The following is a 17,764-nucleotide window of genomic DNA, read 5'->3' on the forward strand; positions in this document are numbered from 1 at the left end:
GATTACGTTTCCTAAGTCACGGAAGCTGGTAAAGGGCCTGTTGATCACGACACGGTTCCGAAGCGGATAAATCGACATCCTCGGCATCGACGATCGATGAAGCACGACGACCGATGCGGCAGTGGCGACTGACATCTGAAGAATGCGCTAGGAGCCCACGTCGCGGAGGTCTGGTCGGTTAGGCTTGTTGTCCGAGATTGTAATATTCTATTTGTACTGCTTAACGTATCCATGATTGCTTCGAAAATACGCAACGTGAATCAGTTCAACTAGCATGGTTAGTCACGAAGGTCCTGGCGTCAGCCCGGCCGTAGAGGCGCGTTTCAGGCAACGTCGCGGCCCGTTCGGCGACGCGTTCTTAGATACATAGGCTGAATGTATCCTAGTGCACCGTCGAAAATCCGTCGGGGCCTGTTCATTTTTCAGTGGACACATCCTGCGCCGTCCACGCTCAAGACGCCGTGCGCTCAATGCACCGCTTACGCTTTACTGCAATGGCATATGTACAAAGCCATCTGTCAAAGCACAGGTCCGAAGAGAGCGGCCTGTTAAGTTCTCCCGTGTGCAACAGAGACCGCATGATCGAAGTTGAGAGTATTTCTGTAGATGGCTTGTGAAATACATGGCTCATCGCTGGCGCGCATACAGTTGAGTGCGATTAAACGCAGTCGGGCAAGGAGGCCTGGCTGCGCCCCAATGCGGCACGCGGCTTGTCATTTTGTCGCGACTATTGATCCGAGAATATGTGCCGATATAACTGGCGACCTTTCCTATTGAGGATGCCACCACCAATACTGAGCCAAGCCGCCATCACAAAAAGCAACCCGGACATAACGATCATGCCAATAAACCATGTGACACCAGCACGCTCGATCTTCCTCATAGGTTTGCCTCCACCTTCTCAACGGCTATCGAAAATACTACGTCGGAAAGACACTTTCATGATGCATTGGAGCGAAAGGGGCGTGCTTGCGTTAGTGAGATGGCCCAGTCCGCACTGAGCTTCCTTTGGAATTTCGCCTTCAACCGATACCTGTGATTCTAGAAATTGATGAAAATCAGGAACGACATCTAGTGTGACTCGGGGTACGCCTCGGGGCCAATCCGAGCTAGTCCACGCAGTGGTGTCTCATCAGCTAGGCGTCGTTGCGAGCAGTCGCCCCCACTCATGGTCGATCTTGTCCGGTCCGAACGGAAAGACGCCCGCGTCGGGCGTAATTGTTAGCTTGCCGAAATAGACCTCGTTGTCCGGTGCATATAGATCCACGCGAACGTAGTCGAAGTCTTCGGACAACACAGTCGCTGTCTCGAGGATCGATTCGAGATTAGCCGGCCGGGGCGCTGGCGCCGCGCTGCGGGCGCAGTAGCCGAGAGCAATGTCGAGATGACTCCAATGGACGTCGTACACATCGCCATGCGTGTTGTTGCCGAAGCGGTCTGAGATCACGAGTATGTAAATGATCGGCCTACCGGGGTGGCCACCGAAACAATGCAGCTTATAGTCGGCCCGAATCTTGCCGCTCTGATCAAGAAGTAGTGTTTCGAAGAAAATACGCGGCTTGATTGCTCGATAGTGCCGCTCCCGCGCGATGCTGTGGACATCTAGCGACAACCACTGTTGCGCAAGCTGCTGAAGTTTTTCAAACGATGTTTCAGCCTTGTTCCCAACCACCTCGACGAAGCTGCCGCCGTGGTTCGCTTTCATCATGAACGAGCAAGGCAGCGCGTCAAAGACCTCTCGCGTAAACGCGTCTGGCGCCGCGATCAACGGAATTAGATGGTGTTTTCCGATCTTGTCCTCGACATACTTGCGCACCGCGAGCTTGTCGGTCAGTTCCACAAAGCGGGGGCCGGTCTCATGCTGCGTTGCAGAATTTTTTCATTGAACGTTGTCGGCCGCAGCAGCTTCGGAAAACGTCCAATATATTCCCGATGCAAGAGGCTTAAGAAGACTGCGCCCGGCAGCAGTGACTTAGCGGAGGTTTTAATCCTTCTAGCTACCGAGGGGGACGCAACGAAGCCGAGTCCCGGCGCTTCAGCGCGAAGAAGGGAGGCCTTCGCAGCATCGACCATCAAAGCCGCTTGGCCCGAAATCTTGACTGCTTCTGGCAGGCCCGTCGGCACCTTCGGCGAGTTAGCGGCATCGTATAGGCAGTCGATCGGCTTTAACTTGGTACTAGGCACGTTTTCCATCCATCGTTGGCACGGTCCGAACCGGTCATTGCGATTGACCATCGGAGGTTCCTGTTGTCGACGTTTGTCGGATGTCGGCGAAAGGAGTGCCTGGGCTGCCCGTCGTAACCCGGTTCCGCACCCGAAAGATCATCGGCGATACTCCAAACCTTTTGCGAAAAAGTCGTCCCAGCCGATTGCCGTTGCCCATGCCGCAACGCCTCGCAATCTTGTCTACGGGTAAATCGGTTTCCACTAGCAACCTGCAGATGATCTCGAAGCGGGTGCGAATCAAAAATTCAGAAGGTGTCACCCCGAGTTCGCTCTTAAAACGCCGAGGATAGTTGCGCGTGCTCATCGCAGCGGCCTCCGCCGCTTGAGCGACAGAAATGGGATTGCTGTAATTTTCCCTAATCCAGCGGGCCGACTCGTGAATTTTCTCGATGGTGCCCGCACTCAGATCCTCGAAATCGAACTTGGCCCCCGTGACGACGTGCGGCTGCAGTACGCGCGCGATTTTTTGCGCGATGTCTGCATTGAGGTCGCGCTCAATCTGCGCCAGTGCCAGGTCCGCAGGGGGCGTACTGATCGACCATGCCGCAGTCGGTACATCCTTGAACCAGAATATCGGCACCGGCGGCGGTTCAATGCTTGACGGATTGTTGAGTAAGTTTTCCGCGTGTTGATGACGGACGTGCGCGTCACTGCCTGGCCCACACAGCCACGAGAGCAACTGATCGTCAAGCGCGTCCGGAGCGCCGGCTTCATGACAGGCGACGAAAAACGCATGAAAATCGACCAGACTGTAGGTCTCGAGCTTCTGCGTCAAAATGGAGATTGATGAGGAACTGGTAACAGAGCCGCCGTGACTCGACAACACAGAGAAGCGGTACGGAGCCGGCGCCCCCTCTGCCTGTTCAATTTCGTTGGCTATCCGGAACGCCTCGCCTATGACCCCTGCATTCGCTACGGAGCACTCGTCCGAGAGCAGAAGTCCAATGTGCTTCTTGGTATCGTCTGATCCAATCTTCTGTTGAATACCATTGAGCGGGGAAAAATTGTTAATGATGTTCACAGTTTTAATCTCCAACGTAGAAGTCCATTTACAAAGCACCACAATTCAACGTGAGACAGCTGAACATTGGCTAATTAATGCGAGTGATCGGCGCATTTTGAAGATGCGCGATTTCCGTAAAACTTACTGGCGTGAGCGAGTACAAGTCCGAAAATAACTTGTCGCTGCAATCAATACCTATTTCGTCAGATTAATATAGACGTAGGTGACTAAATTCGCGCTGTCGTTCGAAAAAAACTCTGAGATGCCCGCCTGGTGGGCGTAGAGCCTAGTCTCGTTCATGTAGCGAAGTGATGTCAATGATCAGAAAAGTTCGATTCAGCATATATTATTTCCAGCTTTTTTCAGGAAAAGTCGATTTTGTTACAAAGAATTGCATGTCGCAACAACCCTTTCAAGCCGGCTTTTACGCTGTAATTAACTTAACACTATCGGCCAATACCTCTAGACTTTGGGCCACTTCTGGTCTCGACCGCTTTTGTGCGTCTATGCTCAACGCAACATCGGGAGTAACCCCAATATATCGGGAATAACCCCAATATATCGGGAGTAATCCCAATGTTCGCTTAATCGCTATGTCAATTGAACTATCGGCCCTTTGCATCGCGTCGCTCGTGAGCGTTCGAGTAGTCCGCTTTCCGAGGTCGTCTACTGACGCGATGTTTCGAGGCCAACCTCAGACTGCACTGGCGAAAGAGGTGATTAGAGGCGTGCGTCGCGGTGTAGTGCCAGAGCGCGGCCAAGCCCCACATTCGTTCTATCGCTTCATGGAGCGATGGCTTGTCGGACCCGCGTAGCGTCTTCAGCGTGCGGCTTCGGAACGAATTGGCCTTGGCGCCGTCTGCTAAGCGCCACGTATTGGCGAGTGGCTCGACTTAGGGACTACCGGACGTTATTGGGGTCAATCGCCGCCTGCTGGAGAACATGGCCTGTGCTTCGCCGGCACATACGCTGCCGGAGGGGATTGCACCCACCGGGAACTCGCTGCCGCTCATCCCGCAGGACGGCTCTCTTTGAGGGCGCGGGTAGCTGGATTCGGATCGCGCTGCATGACTTTGGGAGATCAATGAATACGTTAACTCTTGACCCGGAACACCAAGTCAATTACTTGCTCGATGCGCTTCCTTCACATGAATGGCAGGCATTGAAGTCTCATGTTGAATTGGTGCGTCTTCGAGAGGAACAGATACTTTGCGATGCTGGCGAACACATCGAACACGCGTACTTCCCCCTTACGGGCGTCGTTTCGCTGCTATACAAAATGAAGGGCGGCGCATCGGTCGAAGTCGCAGCCGTTGGGCCGGAAGGGATGATAGGCGTACCGATACTCACCGGCAGGGAGGCCATGTCGACATGCGTTCAAGTTCAGTGTCCTGGTATTGCCTACCGGATCACCGCAACCGCGTTGCGAAAGCATTTCGATCGCTGCGACTTTCTCCGCCGGCTGATGTTGCTTTACATGCAGGCTCTCCTTATGCAAGTCGCGCAGACGGCCATTTGCAACCGCGACCACTCTGTTTATGAACAGCTTTGCCGCTGGCTGCTCGTTGAAATGGATCGAATGCCGACAAACGAAGTGCATGTCAGCCATCAATTAATTGCTGACATGCTTGGCGTGCGGCGCGAAGGCGTGACTGTGGCGATCGGCAGGCTGCAAGACGCAGGCCTCGTCGAGAATGGTCGACGTTCGATTAAGGTCAATGATCGCGCGGGACTCGAGGCACATGCCTGCGTGTGTTATGGACTGGTGAAGCGAGAGTTCGACCGGCTGTTGCCCGTTCACGCGAGGGAAGCGGTGGGCTGACCACGGCGCGGTTTTTGCACTATATGAGCGCCCGTCAGCACAAAACAACCAAGCCAATGTATCAGTATTTGGGAGTCCAAATTATGAACGAATCTGTAACCGCACTCGAACATATTCGCCTGTCAATCACGAGGGCCGAAGCGCTCAGGATGAGGTCCTCCGCCGTCCTCGTAGCGGATCTCAAAATTTTGCTCAAGATTGCTGACAGCGCTGTGCAAGCGACACACACGGCGTTGCCAACAACTAAGCCACAAGCCAAAACCGAAGTTTCAGTCGGTGATTGACGTGTAAGTGCCAGCGTCGGACGTCTGCTGGGGTAAGGAAAACGCCCCGGCGTTTCCGAAAGGCAGCGCCCATTAAACGATGGCGCAACGCTGTTCATCACGAACCGACACCTGTAGGTACTCCGCAGGGTCGTTACAAACATTGCACATTGAAGGACTACGCCGGTGGATTATTTCCCTTCACATTCACTCTCGCCCCCCATCGCCAACGAACATGGTCAGCTGACGGGCAAAGAGATGCTCAACTTGATGCATGATCACCTATGGGAGATCCTGAACGTCATTGGTATCGTCGTGGCGCTTGCTGTGGTGTACCTACTCGTGGCGACGCCCATTTATTCCGCCGATGTGCTTGTGCGTGTTGATCCGCCTGAGCAAAACGCGCTCGGCATTGCGATCCAGAACCAGGAAACGCTGCCACCACCTGCGCCGGCGCCCAGCGCCGAGATGGCGGTGATGCGCAGCCGGTCCGTGCTGGAGCCGGTGATCGAGCGGTACCGGTTCGATGTCTCGGTGAAGCCCCGCACAATTCCGCTGCTTGGTGATCTCGCGGAAAAATTGGCCACTCCAGGACAACCGGCGGCGCCATGGCTCGGTCTCAAATCGTTCGCATGGGGTGGGGAACGATTGCAGATCGCCAATCTGGACGTTCCCCAAGATCTTGAGGAAGAAAAGCTGAACATGGTCGTGCTCGATGGCGGCCAATACGAGCTCCGTGGACCATCGAATGAATTACTGCTGCGCGGCGCCGTGGGCAAGCCCGCCAACTCAAATGGCGTTTCTATGCTCGTGGCTCAACTCGTTGCGCGGCCCGGAACCAGCTTTGAGGTAATTCGTTGGAATTCGCTCGACGCGGTCAAGCGTTTCGGTGACGTCATAAAGGTCACTGACAAGGTAAAGGACTCGGGTCTGATTGAGATGCAGTACTCGGACTCGAACCGTGCTAAGGCAGTCGAAGTCACGAATGCGCTTGCGCAGCAATATCTTGCGACCGCGGTGGCAAGCCGACAGTCCAACGATAGCCAAACCCTCGCTTTTATCAACGGCGAACTACCGCGTCTGCTTGCGGACCTCAGGCGAAAGGAAGAGGCGCTCAGGAACTTTAGGGCGTCGTCGAACTCGATGCAACCAACTTCTGAGGCACAGGCCTATCTGCAAGGCGGCATCGACTTTGACCGGCAGATCGCTACTCTGCAACTGCAACGTACGCAAATGATGGAGAAATTTACGCCGGACAGCCGATGGGTGCAAAACATCGATATCCAACTAGCGCAGTTAAATAAAGCTAAGGCGGCGTTCGATGGGCGATTCAGCGCCATGCCATCCTCTGAGCGCAATAGCGTCGATCTCGCGCGCGATGCAAAGGTTGCCGAAACGATTTACCTTGGCATGGTTCAAAAGGCGGAGCAGTTGTCGGTGCGGCGTGCCAGCACGACGGGTGGGGCGCACATCGTCGATGCTGCGATTAGGCCATTGCACCCGACGAAACCAAGTCGCCCGATCGTTCTCGGGGGCGCTGTTGCGCTTGGCTTGATCTCTGGCATGTTTTTGGTATTTATGCGCCGCCATGTAATGACAGGGGTGACCGATCCGCTTTTTGTTGAACGTCGGCTGAGCGTGCCAGTAATCGGAGAGATTTTATTTAGCCAGCAGCAGGTGCAGCTTGCCCGCGACGCCGACGGAGCGGCTCGCAAAGCTTTGCCAGGCAACCGCTGGGCCACAAGCCCAGTTTGGCGGGATTCGCTTGAGGATCACCCGTTTGATAGCAATGCCGGGGCCACGGCGCTGGATGGCGTTGGCACCAAGGTGCTCGCGGCGCGCTTTCCGAATGATCCCTCGGTTGAAGCTCTTCGCGAGGTGCGTACCGCGCTCGCGCGCGACCTTGCGCACGCGCCAAACAACATTGTGATGTTCACTGGACCCACGCCGTCCGCGGGGAAGAGCTTTGTCGCGGCCAACTTGGCCGTGCTGCATGCGGAGATCGGGTCCAAGGTACTCCTGATTGATGCGGATATGCGCCGCGGTCACCTCGCCTCCTACTTCGGCATGAGTAATCGGGGCGGCCTATCGGAGGTGCTCTCAGGCCGAATTCCCGTGCGCAACGCGCTGCGGCACGTCGGTGTTCACGGCATGTCGTTCTTAGCATGCGGTGAGCGCCCCAACAACCCTGCAGCACTGCTGATGAAGCAAACCTTCCGGGATTTGTTGGATCGGCTCAGCAAGCAGTTCGACCTAGTCATCATCGACACCCCGCCGATTCTCGCCGTGACCGACGCGTCGATCATTGCGAGCGAAGCTGGCGCCACGATGCTCGTCCTGCGTTCGGGCATGCAAAGCGAGGACGAAATCGCCGATACCGTCAAAAAGCTTGAACGCACCGAGGGGCGCATTGCGGGTGCAGTTTTTAACGCTATACCACTGCGACGGAGTAATCGCAACTACGAATACACGACGAACTACGCGAGCGACACGGGACATCTGGGTATGGCGAGCTGAACCCGCCAAATCATCAGCGAGCTCCCGGCCGGTAGCTCACTACATCGTTCGAGGGAAAAATGTCATGACTTTCGCAATCAACGGGAAATTCACAGCGCAACAAATTACCGGCGTTCAGCGGGTCGCCTACGAATTGACAAGAGCAGTGCAGTTGCGCGGAGCACCAGGCGGCGAGCTTGAAGTTTTCATGCCGCAGGATGCGGTCGAACCAGGCACGCTGCTCAAACGGCAACGCCGCTTTCCATGGTTTCGCGGCAATCTCTGGGAGCAAATTACGCTACCGATTGCTGCACGAGGTACGACGCTTGTCAGTCTGTGCAATAGCAGCCCACTCTTTAAACGCAGTCAAGTTGTAATGGTTCATGACATGGCGGTCTTCGATGTGCCACATGCATTCTCGAAGAAGTTTTTGCTCTGGTATCGGTTCAGGTTTTCGATGCTGCCGAGAAACGCACCGATGATTTTGACGATTTCGGCATTTTCGAAAGAGCGCATCTGTCATCACCTCAACATTGATGCATCGCGCGTTGCAGTCCTGCCTCCTGGCGCAGATCATCTCGACCGGGTCGTCAGCGATCAGGCAATCCTTCAGCGTCTGGACCTCGTAAAAGATTCGTATTGCGTGATCGTAGGCAGTCTCGATCCACGCAAAAACCTGCAACGCGTTCTGGATGCGGTCGATCGTCTCGGTCATCTCCAGGACGTCAAGTTCGTTATTGTTGGCGGCAGCAATGCCCGCGTCTTTAACGCGGGGCGCGTTGCGGAACAGGTCGTTTCGAAGCAGGTCATATGGGCGGGTTTCATTTCTGACGGTGAGCTGAAAGCGCTCTATGAGAGCGCTGCATGCCTAGTGTTTCCATCGCTGTACGAGGGTTTCGGTTTGCCGCCTCTCGAGGCGATGTATTGCGGCTGCCCGGTGATCGCGTCGAAACATGCGTCGATCCCAGAAGTTTGCGGGACGGCAGCAATGTATTGCGATGCCACCTCTGTTGACGACATTGCCGAGAAGATTTCGCTGATGATGAGTGACCGGAAGGTGCGGCAAAGCTATAAAAGCCTGGGCCTGCGCCATGCGCAGAGGTACCGATGGGATCGGGCAGCGCGCGATTTGCTGGAGATCTTGTTCGGTGAGATAAATCACCGGACATTCAACCTCGCAGCCCACGCATCTACAGGCTAATGGGCGCCGCCATCGGGTCAAGCCGGTGTAGCGTTTATAGATGCTAATTTATTAATAGTTAGGTTTAATTTAAACACAGACCGCTCCGCCTGCATCGAGGCCTTATGAACGACGTGACTATCATTATTTGCAACTACAACTATGAGCGATTCCTCGCCGATGCAATTGATTCGGCACTCGCGCAGGACTACGCGGCGACGCGCGTGGTCGTCATTGACGACGGTTCAACCGACGACTCGCGCGAAGTGATCGGACGTTTCGGTTCGCGCATTTCAGCTGTGTTCAAAGAGAATGGCGGTCAGGTCTCGGCGTACAACCGTGCGGTGGAACTTCTCGAAACTAAATATGCGATCCTGCTCGACTCCGACGACGTTCTCTACCCGAGCGCGGTATCAGAAGTGATGCGCGCCTTCGATGGCGGCGATTACGGAAAGGTTCAGTTCCGCTTGGATGTTCTCGGTTCTGCAGGTGAACTCACGGGCAGCCATGTGCCGCATTCAGACCCACCTTTGGATTGTGCCAATTTGCTTCACCGCGGCTGGCTTTATCCTTCGCCACCGGCATCGGGCAACGCGTATCGCGTGAGCGCGCTGCAGCGTATCTTCCCCGTACCAGAGACAGAGGAAAACCGCTACGGCGCGGACTTCTACGCGATCTACGGCGTTGCCTTGCTGGGAGCGGTAGCATCAATCCGGAAGTCGCTTGGCGGATATCGCGTGCATAACACGACTGAGCCAGGTGCCTCCTTCGCTAACTCCGAGGACCTTAGTAAGGCACCCAAGGCATTCGCCGCGCGATGGACGATCCTTCGGAACATCGCGCGCTCGCGTCTTGGCGTTGAGTTGCCGCAAGAGTTTCACGACTTTGCCTATGAGAAGGCTCGTTTTAGCTCACGGGTTTATCAGGCGCCGCTCGCAACGCGCTGGCATTGGATGATGCGCGAGTCACGCAGCTATTTCCATTCCATTATTGCGAACCCATTTTGGAGCCTGAAGAAGAAACTTGGCACGGTCGTCTTTTCCGGCCTTTGCCTTCTGCCGTACCGGCCGCTTTCCGACTATGCGGTTCGCTATATCGCCAATCCACTTGCGCGCCATCGCGTAGCTGCACGCTGATGCGGGTTCTGTGCCGTAAAGCGGCTTGAGGGAGAGCGTTGTGGACAAGAAGGAAAACGCTAAAATTTTAGGGTTCGTCTACGGCGGATACGTGATGAGGTATTTGTACCTCATCGTCGTAATTCCGTTCTATGGAAGAGTGCTCGGCGTCACGGAATACGGACGGGTACTGGCGTCGATGTCGCTAATGAACGTGATTTGGATGCTCGCGAGCTACGGATTCACGCTCGTCGGCATGCGCGAGGTCGCGAAGTCATCCGAGCGTAGCCACCAAAACGCTGTCTTTTCGTTGCATTCGAGTGCGCGTGCCTTTACCTGCGCGGTGGGCGCTGCCGTCGGCGTGATCGCCACGATGTGTTCGCCGACGCTGTCCGAGCGGCCCGCCATGGGGCTGTTGGCGACCTTGCTCGGGCTTGTGTCGGCCCTGAACCTCGGCTGGCTGTTCCAGGGGCGTCAGCGCTTTCGCACGCCGATTATTATTGAAGTGATCGGCTTTGTGCTCAGCCTTGTTCTGATCTTATCCATCGTCAAAGGGCCACAGGACTCGGTATGGGTAGTCGCGAGCCTGTTGGTAGCCGGCGTGCTCTGCTCGGTGATCTCATACGGGCTGACATTTGTTCATGTCGGATTGCCGCGCTTGAGAGTGGACGGCGTCATGGAGCTCATGCGCGGCTCGACGATGCTGTTCTGCTATTCGACAGGCTCGGCCGTACTGACTGCATCGTCGACGTACCTGCTCACACTGCTTTCTACGCCGGCCCAAGTCGGTTATTTCGGTGCTGCTGAACGTTTTGCGACGATAGGACTTAGTCTGATGGGGCCCGCTGCCCAGGTGTTTATTCCAACCATCTCAAGGCAGCTCGCGCAGGGCGATCACCACGGGGCGCATGCCACGAGCCGGCGGGGAGCCACTCTCTTAATTGCCTACGGATTACTTGCCCTGTGCGGCGCGCTGACTTTATCGCCATTTGTATTGCCTCTCATTTTGGGCGCGGCGTTTGCGCCGAGCGCATATGTCCTGCAGTGTCTGGCGTGGATGTTTCCGTTCGCGGCCTTCAATCAATTCGTCGCCTTTTACGTGTTCGTTCCGCGCAGAAAGGACCGGCTGCTTGCGGTAGCCGGAATAACGTCGGGACTGGCCAATCTTGCGGCCGCGCTATACCTCGCGCCTAGATATGGCGCGATCGGCATGGCGCTTGCGCGCGTCATCGGAGAAGTGATGCTTTCCGCGATGCTGATGGGTCTCATGGTTCGCTCGGATCTGACGAGATTACTACCAGGAGCGGGACGTGCGATCGCGATGTTTCGTTACGCTCTGAACGCCCGCAGCCGGGCCGGACTTGGGAAAGACTAGGGATGACTATATGACGCGCACACACGCGAAGTTGCAATCCCATTGCTAACAAGCTCATGACTTGGTCGGCGGCGTGTCCGTCGATCAGGTTGTTTTGTCGCAGCATGATCCGAAAGCGACTCGGGCGACCGTGTTCCTATGCCCTCGCCGAGGGAAGAACCACGATGCGCCACGACGTGGCTTTTGGCCTACACGAAGTGAGGTAAGCGTGAAAATTGCTATTGTTCACGATTGGCTAGTGGTGTCCGGTGGCGCCGAAAAGGTGTTACAGCACATCATCGAGTGTTTTCCGCAAGCTGACATCTTTGCGATCGTCGATTTTTTGGAAGACCGCGCCTGTCTCAGAGGAAGGCCGGTTCAGACCTCGTTCATTCAGAGGCTGCCGTTTGCACGCAAGCGCTATCGTGGATATTTACCACTAATGCCGCTCGCTATCGAACAGCTCGACTTGTCTGGTTACGATCTGATTATTTCCAGTTCCCATGCCGTTGCAAAAGGCGTGCTAACGGGACCGGACCAGATGCATGTCAGCTACGTACATTCGCCCATTCGATATGCGTGGGACCTGCAGCATCAATATTTACGCGAATCGGGTCTCGCTAGCGGTATCAAGTCCGCTATGGCGCGTGCCATGCTGCATTACATGCGGGGTTGGGACGCGCGGTCGGCGAATGGGGTTGATCATTTGATCGCCAACTCGCAGTTTATTGCTCGGCGGATCAAAAAAGCCTACCAGCGCGAATCGACGGTGATTTATCCGCCAGTCGATTTTAAAGGCCTGACGCTTTGCACGGAGAAGGAGGACTTCTACATTACAGCGTCGCGCATGGTGCCATACAAACGCATGGACCTAATCGTCAAAGCGTTTTCCCAAACGCCCGAACGCCGGCTCATTGTGATCGGTGACGGTCCTGAAATGAAGAGGATCGCGGCGGTTGCAGGGAGGAATGTAACTATCCTCGGCTACCAATCGTTCGAAGTCTTACACGACCATTTGCGGCGGGCACGCGCCTTCGTGTTCGCGGCGGAAGAGGACTTTGGAATCTCAATTGTGGAGGCGCAGGCATGTGGGACACCTGTTATCGCGTTCGGCAAAGGCGGAGCGCTTGAATCTGTAGTGGGTCTTCCACACGAGCGGGCGACGGGCGTCTTTTTCCGCGAACAGACCATCGAGTCGCTTATCGAGGCGGTTAATCGCTTTGAAAAGAATGTTAGGTACTTTGATCCGCGGCAGTGTCGAAGAAACGCGGAGCGTTTCTCAGCAGAAAACTTCAAGGCAAAACTGACTAGCTTCGTTGAGGCGCGGCTACTTGGCGGACGCACGAAAGGGCCTCTGCTTCATGCCGTGAACGAAGTAGAATCGGCCGAGGAGCACACGACCACCGCATAGAGCCAACAAAACAGGGTGCCGACGACGGCGCGAGCTGCCGGCCGGCGGCTTGCTTAGAATACCCGCGAGACGTCTGCCGCCGCGCGAGCGCGGATGGCAGGAGAATGACCATCGATCAATCGTTGGAATGGCGTCGTGTGGCCATATGCCAGTGTCGAGACAACTAGTAGCGTGATTGTTACCGCCATTGGTCGAAACTGCTCTAGCTTGGCGTTAACGCACGCACGCAAGAACACAGCGCCCACAACCGCTCCAACGACCCACCCGATGGCGACTTCTGACAGCGAGTGTGAATCGTCAAAAACGCGTGCAAGGCCCGTGCAGGCACCGACGATGAGACCCCCGATCACCCCCACGGTCGCAGGTAGCCCCCAGCTACGCAGGAGCAAGGCGATCGTCACCGTCCAAACCGATGTTGCGAGCATTGTATGCCCGCTAATCACCCTAAACTCGATTTCAGGAAAAGAGACGCCCCAACCTGCGTACAGGATCTTGGTCGCGCCAACTAAGGCCATGCCGGCACTTAACACTAAACCCCAACGAAATGCCAGACGCAAGTTAGACATCGCGATCCAGCCGGCGCAGACGATCGCGACGGGAAGTGTGACGGCGGCGTCGCCGATGTTCGTGAACGCGTGCCACATAAATTTCGAACTCCAGTTGATTGCCGGTCCGTGCGATTACTCGCGGCTCAGGTAACGTGACGTAGAGACGCTTCTAGCCGACCTGCCTGGAAGGTGGTCAGGCGGCCGAACGGTGTGAGGTGCCGACGTCACATAGGGCTGGGGCGCGCGCGACGCCAGAACCAGGGACACTACCAGTGACAGGATCAGCACATTCGATGGCGATACCAGTCGGTGTTCGGTGGCAGCCATGACGAGCAGGCATACAGACGACAACTCGATGAACCTGAAGGCGACGAAATTTTGCCCCTGATCGTTCGTCGCGGCATTGGCACCCTCCTGGCCCCAGCGGATAAGTCGCCAGTAAAAGGTCAACATCAGCGTCAATCCGACCAAACCGAGTTCCGCAAGGAAATTTAGGTAAGAGTTGTGGGCATGCGAATCGCTATGCTCAACGGTTATCCCTGAAGGCACACCCAGGACTCCGAAATAGGAAGTCACCGTATGGATCTGATCATCGAACGAACCAAAGCCGAATCCTATGATCGGACTTTGCCGAAAATAAGTAAGCGCCCGCGGCCAGAGCCATTCGTAACGAATGTCCAGGTTTGCGACTTTGGCGTCCCCGTTGCTAATGGAGAAGGTGTAGCCCATGTAGTTCACTGATGGTTCCGTATGGTAGATCGCCACCGCGATTGAGCCGGCGAGCAGACAGGCGATCAGCGAAGCGAGAACCCAACGTTTCCGGCCAAGGTACAGGTAGGGCAGTATCATCGCGGCACCCAGGAGCGATCCACGGCTGTAGGTTGAAAAAAGCATCATCGCGTTTAGCGCGAGCAGGGCGAGAATCAGGCGGCTGCGCTTCTGGAGATAGCAGGCCACGCCAAGACAAAACAGCATTGCAAGAAAGCCGCCGGCGGCGTTACGGGCAATAAAGTAACTGCCAAAAGACGCGTCTGGGTTCGTGAAGATGCTCAGCAAGCCGCTGTGTGCCAAGTAAATCGCATATACCGGTACGTTCACGCCTACAGCGAAAACGAAGAAAGCTCGGAGGACCTTGTTGAGATCCCACCGATGAATATACAAACAGCCAGCGAGGATCGGAGCATAGGACACGAAGAAGTTCCCATCGCGTCGATAAAACTCAAAGTCGATCAGCGAGCCTGGGTCATAAAGCAACGTCGATAACACCGCAAAGGCCGTGAATGCCACAAGCGGCGTGATGAACGCAGGATAACGTCTCCCAAAAAAACGCCAGGCGCAAAGGATGATCGGCAGGAAACCAATCGCGCTTAACGGCACGAGGTTTGTGACCGTCAGAAATAACGCCAATAGCGTTACATAAGCCATTGTGGATACCTCTGAGTAATTGGCGTACGGCCGAAAAAACTGGCACACGTACAAAGATGGTCGTGTTGATAGGACCGTTAGCGTTGCTTGCAGGCGGCTCGAGGGTGCGCCGGGGAAGTGCGACGCAGCAAGAGGGCCGCAGCAGTCAACGGCGCAAACGCGCACAGATTGCCTCGATCATTCGGGCGTCATTCAAGCGTGCGTAGATGCGACTCCAGTGCAATAAGAATGCATTGTCGGCGGCGATGAACGTCAATGAACAAAGCGACGAATATGACGGCGCTGCGGCATTCGCGGCCCCGCCGAACCGCATTCTCTCGCCTTTATCGAGCGAGGGCGATGGTCTAGGTTAAGACGTTGTTACTCACGCCCAGACATCGGCCTGAGTTCTTCGTCCTCGATTTGGGTGGCCTGCAAATTTTTGCCTTTGCACCGGGTTCGCGCACGTTCGCCAGGTCGACATCAACACGAGACAATTCCTCGGGTGCGCATATATCGACTCTATCGAAGCGCGATAGGTCGATTCCCGCCGCGATAGACGTGCTCGGGACTTGCCGGAGACCCTCGAGCAGGCAAATCGCAGGGTCTCGGCACCCGATGCTGATCAGGCCCCGCCGCGGCTCTCCAACCAAACCGACACATGTCGGAAGCTACGTCCCACAGGATACCGCAAAACCTCCTCTCGTGGCAGGGGAGGGATGGCTTGACACGCTTGCATCGTGCCGGGGGAACTGAGGGCCGTGTGGATTCCGGATGAGGCACTGGAGGTGTTGCGCGACTTCGGTGTATAAACGAAGTTTTTTGGCCGTTGCAGCGCACAGACGGGGATTCTTCAAGCAAACGCGGCTAGACACCGCGTGCCTTCGCGAAATTGAACATGCGTCGTACACCGTATGATATCGGCCGGACCTGAAGACGTAATTATTTACGTTGAGACGTTAGCTGTTGTTCGACTGTTGCCGCACCTGCGACGCAAACTGACCCGAACGCGCCGAACTCGCACAGACGAGATTTCGGGGGGCGACCATGTCGGTTGTGGGCAGACGCCTTACTTTTTTGTAGTGATGTCCTAATGGTCAGGCTTTGCATAACTGAAAAAGATAACCATGAACAAATTTGATGCTGTGATTCAGACTTTAATTGCCCGAAACGCGTTCACTTCTCCCGAGATCAACCGCGTGATCGGGGCTGTGGAAGGCTTATACCTCGCCAAGGGATTGCTGTTGGTTGCCGCCCTGTGGTGGATCTGGTTTCAACCGAGCGACCGAAACCGCTGGCAACGCGAAATGGTGGTCGCCACGGTAGCGGCGGGACTAGTAGCGCTTGCAGTAGGAAGAGCTTTGGCCTATTTCCTGCCATTTCGCTTGCGTCCTCGGTTCGACCCGCAACTGAATCTTCCTTTCCCGGCGGGTGCCAAAGTAGACGCCGTACTCAGAACCTGGAGTTCGTTTCCGAGCGACCACGCCATGTTATGGATGGCAGTAGCAATGGGTATTTTTTTAGTTCGGCGCCGTGAAGGTATAGCCGCACTTGCCTACACGGCGCTTCTAATATGCGCGCCACGCGTGTACTTGGGGTTGCACTATCCGACGGACGTAATCGTCGGGGCTTTGTTGGGAATTTTTATTACATATTTGTTGACCAGAGAGTCGATTCGGCCGGTGATTGCGGGGCCCGTCCTGCAGCTCGTCGATCGTTACCCTGGTCCGTGTTATGCGCTCGCTTTCATTTTTTTGTTTGAGCTGGTCACTCAGTTTGATGAGATAAGATTGATCGTGCAATACATCACAAAGGCACACGGGCACTGACGCCCAACTGGTTGCGGGTTTCGATCGGAATCTGGTGCGGTGCTGCCGAAGGGAGAGCGCAAGACTGCGGGAGCGGGAGACGAAGCGATGATTTACACCGTCGCGAGCAGGTTTGGGCATGGGATGGACGAGCAGGATCCCGGCGCGGTGCGCCGGACACAAAGCACATGTATCGGCCGTGAGATCAGTTCGGGCAGTAGTGCCGGAGATTGATCATCGTATAGGCGAGGGTTTTGAATGCGTAGTGCAACTGACTGAGGCGCTCGAAGCGAAGCAGCAACCGGCGGAACTTGAAAATCATCTAGCGTGCCTCCCACCGCCGCCCCTGCGGGCGACGGGCCTAAATGAGTTTGCACAGAACCCTTTAATCGGAAGGAGGTCAGCATGATCGCACTGCGCTTGTGCGCTTGTGCGCTTGTGCGCCTGAAGCCGAGATTGTCGCCCCCTTCCTTCGCTGCGATCGTGGTGCCATCGCCATGGATGATGCTCGAGTCCAAACGACCGTCTTGATGACGTTTGAACACCGAGCCCTCGAAAATGGCAGCAAAGCATCCGCGCGCTTCACACCGCCGAAAGGCGATATAGATGCGCGTGTCGTGAATTCCGGGCGCCCGTGCCGATCCTTCTCGATCGGCAGTTCCTTCCACTGGTATCCCAGGTAGAGCACCTGAAAAATGCAGTTGAAGATCACATGCAACGTCAATTTGGGCGCGAGGCAGCGACTGCCTTTTCGCCATCTCGACCACCAAAGGATCCGGATTTTAGTCAGTTCAGGCGATGCGGGCGCGAACCCTTGTCCAGAAGGGCTTTCAGACAAATTCGAGGACCTTGAGAAATCCGCAACCGGTTGTAAATCAATCGCGATCACGTGTTCGACGGGGAAAGCGGGCGCCAAACTGCATCGCCCTTCTCATGGACAAGGCTCACGGCAACGACGATCTGCTCACGAGCGGTCGCGAGCATTCCCTTTTAAGGCAGGCGCACCTGTGCTTAGCTGTTCATGAACGCGACTGCGGCGGACCGAGTCGCCTCGGTCCGCCGCAGTCCTGATCCGCGCTTTTTCCTAACGGGAAAGCCGAACCCTGCAAGCTGCGCAGGGCAATGCCTGCAAAT

Annotated in this window: 10 protein-coding genes and 1 pseudogene; 7 read left to right on the forward strand and 4 right to left on the reverse strand. The window is 55.8% G+C overall.

Annotation, left to right across the window (positions count from 1 at the left end; translation table 11 throughout):
- Nucleotides 1–1,132: 1,132 nt before the first annotated feature.
- Together EOS_RS36470 and EOS_RS36475 are read right to left on the reverse strand one after the other, a co-directional pair.
- A pseudogene (locus EOS_RS36470) lies at nt 1,133–2,073 on the reverse strand (ATP-grasp fold amidoligase family protein).
- Nucleotides 2,074–2,218: 145 nt separating this feature from the next.
- A complete protein-coding gene (locus EOS_RS36475; protein WP_063779128.1) occupies nt 2,219–3,247 on the reverse strand; it encodes a helix-turn-helix domain-containing protein in 1,029 nt (342 codons plus the stop codon).
- A gap of 1,066 nt (nt 3,248–4,313) precedes the next feature.
- On the opposite strand from EOS_RS36475, the gene EOS_RS36480 reads away from it, so the two are divergent.
- The 6 genes from EOS_RS36480 to EOS_RS36510 all read left to right on the forward strand — a co-directional run bounded on the left by EOS_RS36480 (nt 4,314) and on the right by EOS_RS36510 (nt 12,870).
- Entirely contained in the window at nt 4,314–5,051 is a 738-nt protein-coding gene (locus EOS_RS36480) for a Crp/Fnr family transcriptional regulator (RefSeq protein ID WP_047897082.1), read from the forward strand.
- Between the two features lie 449 nt (nt 5,052–5,500).
- The gene (locus tag EOS_RS36490) at nt 5,501–7,831 is read left to right on the forward strand and encodes a polysaccharide biosynthesis tyrosine autokinase (RefSeq protein WP_235443076.1); all 2,331 of its coding nucleotides are present in this window, start codon (nt 5,501–5,503) and stop codon (nt 7,829–7,831) included.
- A gap of 64 nt (nt 7,832–7,895) precedes the next feature.
- A complete protein-coding gene (locus EOS_RS36495; RefSeq protein WP_047897084.1) occupies nt 7,896–9,011 on the forward strand; it encodes a glycosyltransferase family 4 protein in 1,116 nt (371 codons plus the stop codon).
- Nucleotides 9,012–9,115: 104 nt separating this feature from the next.
- Nucleotides 9,116–10,126: a glycosyltransferase family 2 protein gene (locus tag EOS_RS36500; protein WP_047897085.1), complete on the forward strand. Its 1,011-nt coding sequence runs from the start codon at nt 9,116–9,118 to the stop codon at nt 10,124–10,126.
- A gap of 94 nt (nt 10,127–10,220) precedes the next feature.
- Nucleotides 10,221–11,480, forward strand: a complete 1,260-nt coding sequence (locus EOS_RS36505; RefSeq protein WP_087882046.1) for a lipopolysaccharide biosynthesis protein — start codon at nt 10,221–10,223, stop codon at nt 11,478–11,480.
- Between the two features lie 208 nt (nt 11,481–11,688).
- Complete coding sequence (locus tag EOS_RS36510) at nt 11,689–12,870, forward strand: glycosyltransferase family 4 protein (RefSeq protein WP_047897087.1); 1,182 nt, start codon at nt 11,689–11,691, stop codon at nt 12,868–12,870.
- A 53-nt stretch (nt 12,871–12,923) separates the two neighbouring features.
- Here EOS_RS36510 and EOS_RS36515 read toward each other — a convergent pair whose 3' ends face one another.
- Nucleotides 12,924–13,514, reverse strand: coding sequence for a phosphatase PAP2 family protein (locus EOS_RS36515; RefSeq protein ID WP_047897088.1), 591 nt, complete (start codon nt 13,512–13,514; stop codon nt 12,924–12,926).
- Nucleotides 13,515–13,550: 36 nt separating this feature from the next.
- Nucleotides 13,551–14,843 (reverse strand): O-antigen ligase family protein, encoded by a 1,293-nt coding sequence (locus EOS_RS36520; RefSeq protein ID WP_047897089.1) that lies wholly within the window; start codon nt 14,841–14,843, stop codon nt 13,551–13,553.
- A gap of 1,106 nt (nt 14,844–15,949) precedes the next feature.
- On the opposite strand from EOS_RS36520, the gene EOS_RS36525 reads away from it, so the two are divergent.
- The gene (locus EOS_RS36525) at nt 15,950–16,651 is read left to right on the forward strand and encodes a phosphatase PAP2 family protein (protein WP_047897090.1); all 702 of its coding nucleotides are present in this window, start codon (nt 15,950–15,952) and stop codon (nt 16,649–16,651) included.
- Nucleotides 16,652–17,764: the final 1,113 nt, after the last annotated feature.

Source organism: Caballeronia mineralivorans PML1(12) (assembly GCF_001028175.1).
GTDB classification, from domain to species: domain Bacteria; phylum Pseudomonadota; class Gammaproteobacteria; order Burkholderiales; family Burkholderiaceae; genus Caballeronia; species Caballeronia mineralivorans.

Bases quoted from the DNA above. Each gene is read 5' to 3' on its own strand.
- EOS_RS36480 (WP_047897082.1), top strand. From the start codon at position 4,314: ATGAATACGTTAACTCTTGACCCGGAACACCAAGTCAATTACTTGCTC.
- EOS_RS36495 (WP_047897084.1), top strand. From the start codon at position 7,896: ATGACTTTCGCAATCAACGGGAAATTCACAGCGCAACAAATTACCGGC.
- EOS_RS36500 (WP_047897085.1), top strand. From the start codon at position 9,116: ATGAACGACGTGACTATCATTATTTGCAACTACAACTATGAGCGATTC.
- EOS_RS36505 (WP_087882046.1), top strand. From the start codon at position 10,221: ATGAGGTATTTGTACCTCATCGTCGTAATTCCGTTCTATGGAAGAGTG.
- EOS_RS36515 (WP_047897088.1), bottom strand. From the start codon at position 13,514: ATGTGGCACGCGTTCACGAACATCGGCGACGCCGCCGTCACACTTCCC.
- EOS_RS36520 (WP_047897089.1), bottom strand. From the start codon at position 14,843: ATGGCTTATGTAACGCTATTGGCGTTATTTCTGACGGTCACAAACCTC.
- EOS_RS36525 (WP_047897090.1), top strand. From the start codon at position 15,950: ATGAACAAATTTGATGCTGTGATTCAGACTTTAATTGCCCGAAACGCG.